Origin of the sequence: Gillisia marina (assembly GCF_000258765.1) — a bacterium.
Taxonomy (GTDB): domain Bacteria; phylum Bacteroidota; class Bacteroidia; order Flavobacteriales; family Flavobacteriaceae; genus Gillisia; species Gillisia marina.
In genome coordinates this window covers 1-5,464 of the sequence record NZ_AJLT01000090.1, presented here as the reverse complement: position 1 = coordinate 5,464, position 5,464 = coordinate 1, and the positions used below count along the sequence as shown (strand labels likewise).

Sequence of the window (5,464 nt, the reverse complement as noted above, 5' to 3'; positions counted from 1 at the left end):
TTTTTTTAGAATTCATTCAAAAAAAAGATCTTTGGGTGTTAATATATTTTATAATTACGTTTTAAATTATGAAAAGACTTTTCAAATTAACAATTCAGAAAAACTTATAATTATTCAATTTCGTGCAGTTTTAAGTTTCAACTAAATACAATTCGGCGAGTATAACCACCTTTCGTCTAAAAATCTTACAAATAAATTCCTACATATTCTTATTCAATCCCCCTGCTTCAGTCGGTTGCTAATTTTTTTCCTACAAAAAAAGGGGGATTTTCCCCTGTCTCTTTACTCATCTACTAACTTGCTTTAATATATATTTGTCACTAATTTATAATAATTTTAAGTTAAAACATAAATTATCATCATTTTAGGTGGTGTAAATTAATATTTTAATATTTATTCCCCCAGAGTAATGACAGCTGTCAAATACAATAAAGTAATTAAGCATATCAATAATCATTTAAAATCAGATAGAACCGTTTCTAGATTTTTCATATCATATGAGACTTATCTAAGTCAATTCCCAATAACATTTTTTTTTATCATTTAATTCTTCCAGTATGAAGAATCCATTTTCTAGGGTCTTTTTTTAAGGGTATATATTCCAATTTTTTAACTACAAATTTCGTTTAACCCATTTCTTATAAAACAAACCTACTTTTTAAAAAGCTTTCTTGTTATTCATTTAATTTAAATAAAAAATAGAATTATTTCGCTGCTGGTTTGATTTAAATCAAGCTAGAAACAATTAGAATTAACTTTAAAAAATTCACTAACAAACTTTACCAAATGAAAAAATTACTTGCCATATTTTTTATTTTGATATTTTCAGGAATATCAAATGCACAGGTTGATGAATCTATAACCTATCAAGTTGTTATTAGAGATGACTCTGGTGTTCTCGTGACAAACGATTTAATAGGCTTACGTATTAGTATCCTTTCAGGTTCTCCATCAGGGACTCCTGTTTATACTGAAACACAATCTTCTACAACAAATATAAACGGACTTGCAACCATCCAAATAGGTAAAGGCTCTGTAGTAACTGGTAATTTCACTAATATTAATTGGGCTTCTGCTGTTTATTTTATTAAAACAGAAACAGATCCTAATGGAGGAATAAATTATAGCATTGAGACTGTCGAGGAAATTACTAGCGCACCGTTTGCTCTCTTTAGTAATGTAGCTCAATTTGCTGAAACTGCAGATTATCTTTCCTTAACAAATCTACCTGCAACCATTACCGAGGCTCAAAGCGATAAATTAGATTTACTAACAGTCGCCTCTACGATCAACCTTGATCAATTGAGTGCAGATGTTGATGCAAATACTGCCAAAGCCGCTTTCCCCGGATTTGGAACTACACCCGGAACCGCACTAGAAGGTGATAAATCTATATGGACTAAATCTAATAAGGATATTTTTTATACGCCAGGAAATGTTGGGATTGGTATTCCGGTTAATTCAACTTTTCAAGGAGCAAAACTACATGTTGGAGGTGGAATAAAATTTAATGGTATTCCTGAAGTACTAACGGAGCCAGGAATGCTTTATTACGACAACGCTGATGGTGATGGTAAATTTCACTTTATTAATTCCGTAGGGAATAATGTAACTCTTGGAGGTTCAAATTGGTCTTTAGTTGATGGAGATAACACTACTAGTACAGATGTAATTATTAATGGTAGTTTAGGTGTGGGAGTTGATGCAACTAATGGTCAAGACTTTGGATTTGATACTTTTATATTAAAAGAAAACAATCTTCGTATTTTATTTGACGATAGTGACGATCCTTCAGGAACAATGCCTTTTAATGATTGGCAAATTGAAATAAATGAATCTTCAAACGGGGGGGAATCACATTTTGCAATTCTTGATGTTACAAACGCAACCCGTCCATTTAATATTCTTGCAAATGCACCTAACAATGCTTTTTACATTGCAGAAAATGGAAATGTAGGAATTGGAACAGCAACGCCATCAGCATCTTTAGAAGTTAACGGTGCCATAAAAGCTCAAAATTTTATTGGGGATGGTTCAGGGCTTACGGGAATCGCTGGTGGTACAGGAGGTGTATCTAATGTTGATGATACCGTTATCGCTGCTGATACTGATGTGGACAATGTAGGTGAAATTGTGTTTCAAACTCAAAATTCCTCAAAAATGGTGATTACAAATAACGGAAACGTTGGGATCGGAACAAATACTCCAATGGAAAAACTTGAAGTTATAGGAAATGCTAAGTTTGAGGATGTACAAGCAAATGGGAACCTAAGCCTTTCTACGATAAGCTATGTCGTAAAAGATGCGGTAGATAATAGTTCTCTAACCATAGAGATAGATGCAACCAATAAAACCGTAGTTAATTTTAACAATGCTAATCTACAAACGATCGTTGGATTCACAGCCGGAATTGAAGGGCAACAGCTTACTGTTTTTAATAGCGGAACCGGTACAAAGACCTTTGCACATAATTCTGGAACACAAAAGATCTTACTACCAAATAATTCAGATATCATAATAGGCGAAAATGCAAGTGCAACTTTTCTATTCGATGGTACCGTTTGGTTTTGTATAAGTCTTAATAATTAAACATCTTTTTATGAAAAAATATATACTAGTAATTAGTTGTTTTCTATTAAGCATAGTTGACATAAATGGGCAAGTTACCGATAAAATGAATTTTCAGATGCTCGTTAGAGATGCATCCGGGGAATTACGGATTGATAGTCCTATTGGAATAAAAATTCAGCTTTTACAAGGTTCAAATACAGGACCAGTAATTTTTGAAGAAACACACAATACAATAACAGGTGCACTTGGTGTAACAAGTGTGAAAATAGGAGGAGGACTAGTCACTGTTGGAGACCTAAACTCAATTGATTGGTCAAGTTTTTCGTACTATATAGGTATAGGAATTGATCCACTTGGAGATGGGAATTTCACCTTACAAACCACAAGTAAGTTAAATAGTGTACCTATAGCTGCAAGTAGTTTGAATGCTTCAATGGCCTTAACTGCAGATTATAATTCTTTAACAAACAAGCCAGTTACAATGACATCTGAGCAAATAAGTATTTTAGGCTTTTTAGCACTAGCTAATGCTATTGATTTAGATGCTACAAACAATGCTGTAGATTTAAATTCATCTAAATCTTTTCCAGGTTTTGGGAACACTACAGGAACGGCATTCGAAAATTTATGGTCTAAAATTGGGAATAATCTATTCTTTGAAGGTGGCAATGTAGGTATTGGTACAATTCCCAATTTAGAATCTAGCGCTGCAAAACTAAATGTAGAGGGAGGAGTATTATACGAGAAAAACACATCGATTATACCTGAGATTGGTACTCTACATTATACAGATTTTGGTTTTAATTCACCTAATGATTTTTATTTTCATAATAATTTAAGCACTCAAACTTTTTTTAGATCTGATCCGGATAAGGATATTGTATTCCTTTCAGATGTAAATATAATTTCAAAACTCGGGATTGGAGAAAGTATAACTCCTAGCTATGACTTTGGTATCAACACATTTGTTATTGCATCTAGCACTCCTAGAATAGGTTTTCATGATACCAGTACTTCAGCAAGTTTTCCAACTGCAGATTGGAGTATTGAAATTAATGATGATACCGATCTAGGCGAGAGCTTTTTTAGTCTTTCCAATTTTAATACCGGTGACTCTAATTTTAAAATTATGGCGGGTGCTCCATCAAATGCATTTAATATTCTAGAAAATGGTAATGTTGGAATGAATTTAGAAACTCCTTCTACTAAACTAGAATTACCGGGTACGGTTAAAGCAATTACTTTTGTTGGTGATATTTCAGGTTTGACAAACCTCTCTATTTCGGGCACTTCAAGCACTACGAATACAGGGAGTACTACCATAGGCGCTGATAACAACTCTGATAACGTGGGCGCTGTTATTTTTAAAACTCAAAGTCAAAACCTAATGTCTATAGAAGCTAATGGAAATATTGCTGTTGGAGATATTAGCCCTTCAGCCAATTTAGAAGTAGATGGTAATTTAAAAGCTGATGATATAACTTCTAAAAATTTTCTATTGAATGCGTATCTGGTAAAACCAATTAATATGGAAATGATACCTGATTTTGTAAACTATACAAATATTGGAGGAAAAAGTATCATTACTATGAATCCAACAACGAATAAGTTTATAGTTGTCTTGAATGGTATTGATGGACAAGTTGTAACCTTTATAAATTCTGGTAGTGGTGCGATCACCTTTTTTTCGGGGAGTTTATTAACTCCGGGAACTACAAATATTATTCTCGAACAAAATGAATCCATGACTGTAGTGAAAAGTGGTAATAATTATTTACCAGTCAGCCTGGTAAATTGAGCTAACTATTCCCAGTTTATTTAATACGCCATATTAATTATAAAATTCATTTTTTCGATATGAAACATTTCTATATTATTTTAATCTTTTTAATGATTTTCTCTACGAACTATGCCCAAAAAGCAACTGTAGTTTCTGGAGGAGACATTTCTAACTCTAATTTCAGTGCTAGTTATAGTATTGGACAAATTTCACAACTTTCATCTGTTAGTACTAATGGGTCATTTATTCAAGGGGTGCAGCAACCTTTTGAAATGTTTAATACTCCACCAATTGCAGTTTGTAAAAATTTTACAGCCCAATTAGACGAAAATGGGAGTGTAACTATTATGGCTAGCGATGTGGATGGTGGTTCCAGCGATGATAAAGAAGGATTCACCTTATCTCTGGATATTGATACTTTTAGTTGCTCTAATATAGGAACCCCTGTCACTGTTACCCTAACTGTTACTGACAGTGATGGTGCTAGCGAAACTTGTACTTCCACAGTAACGGTAGAAGATAATGTTGCTCCTATAGCAAACACTCAGGACATCACAGTTCAATTAGATGAAACTGGAAATGCTACTATATTATATGTAGAACCAATAACAATGGTTGAAGGTGAATTAGACCCGAGTGATCCAATTTATAATCGAGTATTTGGAAATTGTACTCTTTCAAATGCAGGTAGTTCAGTTTACTATGAAATTCTTACATTTTCAATTGATCAGGCAGATACTTATACATTTAATATGCCTAATAGTTTTCCTGGCGACTTTTATTTTAGTTTATATGAAGGTGGTTTTAATCCAGTTAACCCATGTAATAACCTTCTTGCCTTAAATGATGATTCTTCTACTTCGGGAGGATTTAAACCTAAAATAACCTTACAGTTATTTCTAGTTCCAGGTAATTATGAGTTAGTAACTACAACTTTTAGTAGCTTTGAAATAGGAACGTATAACTACTCCATTAGTAGTGAAAATGGTGGGAATGTATATCCTCATGGAGCTTTACCTACTGGATTATTAATCAACAATGGATCTACAGATAATTGTGGTAAGGTTACAGTTACAGCTTCCAAAACAGACTTTACTTGTTCAGAAGTTGGAG

Annotated in this window: 2 protein-coding genes and 1 pseudogene; all 3 read left to right on the top strand. The window is 33.2% G+C overall.

Going from position 1 to position 5,464, the window contains the following annotated elements:
* Nucleotides 1-786 precede the first annotated feature (786 nt).
* Complete coding sequence (locus ON07_RS16080; protein ID WP_010232589.1) at nt 787-2,589, top strand: autotransporter outer membrane beta-barrel domain-containing protein; 1,803 nt, start codon at nt 787-789, stop codon at nt 2,587-2,589.
* A 10-nt stretch (nt 2,590-2,599) separates the two neighbouring features.
* Entirely contained in the window at nt 2,600-4,369 is a 1,770-nt protein-coding gene (locus tag ON07_RS13690) for a hypothetical protein (protein WP_010232587.1), read from the top strand.
* Between the two features lie 59 nt (nt 4,370-4,428).
* Nucleotides 4,429-5,464 (top strand): annotated as a pseudogene (locus ON07_RS13685) (hypothetical protein); the annotation flags it as partial.